This is a genomic window from Neobacillus fumarioli NBRC 102428, from assembly GCF_001591485.1.
In the GTDB taxonomy this organism is placed as follows: Bacteria; Bacillota; Bacilli; order Bacillales; family Cytobacillaceae; genus Neobacillus; species Neobacillus fumarioli.
The window spans coordinates 1-1,295 of sequence record NZ_BCUZ01000237.1; the positions used below are offsets into that span (position 1 = coordinate 1).

Annotated in this window: 1 protein-coding gene and 1 pseudogene; both read right to left on the bottom strand. The window is 38.4% G+C overall.

What is annotated here, in order from left to right; all coding sequences use genetic code 11:
- Positions 1 to 3: 3 nt before the first annotated feature.
- Positions 4 to 615, bottom strand: a pseudogene (locus tag BFU02S_RS15850) (GerAB/ArcD/ProY family transporter); the annotation flags it as partial.
- On the bottom strand, positions 597 to 1,100 hold the full coding sequence (locus BFU02S_RS15855; protein WP_066372773.1) for a spore germination protein: 504 nt from the start codon (positions 1,098 to 1,100) through the stop codon (positions 597 to 599). The gene BFU02S_RS15855 and the pseudogene BFU02S_RS15850, both read right to left, overlap by 19 nt.
- Positions 1,101 to 1,295: the final 195 nt, after the last annotated feature.

Sequence of the window (1,295 nt, forward strand, 5' to 3'; positions counted from 1 at the left end):
ACACTACCTCCACGAGATTACCAACAACAGTAAAGGAAGCAATCCAAAAAGACACAAAGCGATATCTCCAATTTGATCCCCAAGTTTTAATACATCATTGATATTCTTTGGAAACATTGTAATTAAGAAAATAATCGGCAATACCCCATATATAAATGGCCGGATGTTTGTTTTGAAGGTTTGGGCGAGCCCTAAGGCAGCCATAAAATGCGTAATATTAAAGGTAGTAAATATCTGCATGATCCATATAACAAGCAGCAAAGACTCGAACCGTTCGAAAAGGATGCCGGGTTCTTCATAGCTTCGTACGAGAGTGATCGTCGGCCATGTAATCGTGACCACCCCATCAATGGATAAAGCTCCAATGACCATTACAACCGTAATCAAGTAAAAAAGTAAAGGGACGGTAACGCCTACTATCGCAGCTTTTACTGCTTTGTCCGGATGCTTCATAAATGCAGGAAGGATTAGCATGATTTCAAGGCCTAGGTAAGCAAGAGACGTTGTTTTGATTCCTTTTAGCACAGGCATGATTCCCATTCCTAATACGGGCCGTAGGTTATCGATTTCGAATATTTTAAAGCTCATAGACGTAATCAGAATAAAAACAACGACTGGCGCTGCTTTTCTTTTATTGTGCCGAGAATGAAACTTATAGGTGATCCATCGATCAATAATGCAGTCTTTCCTTTTAATACGCCGGTTATCAATTCATTTAGAGTAGATACTTCTTTCAATTCACTGATGGTTAGAACATGGGTTATCATGAATTCCTTTAAGGTAGAATTCCCCATAGAATGATGTCCCGGGCTGTATCCTGCCGGAAAATTCAGCATCAATGATTTTAAAATATAGCTGTCGATCAGCTCCTTATCCGACAGTCCGCTAATGAAAATAATGGCTGCCCGGATTTCCGTGTATCCTAATTTAAACTCTCGGATATTCACGTCGGAATTATGCCCGATTTCCCGCCTTACAAGTTCCAGATCCGTGGTCAGAATACCAGTAAAATCTGTCTCCTGAACAGGAGCTGTTTCCTGTTTCTTTTCCATTTTTATCGAATACTTTCGCAGCCTATTTTTTGAATTGAACCTTTTCATTTTTATTCACACTTCCATTAGGCACACTTATTCGGAAATCCCTAAATATATCCATACTATATAATTCCTTTCCAATGAGGAATGTATGTATAGAAATGGCCTATTTTTTGGTTCGGCATTGCTTTATCGTTCTTTTTATTATACCAGGTACTAATAGTAGGTGATATAATAAAAAAGAAAAATATAAATGAGGTC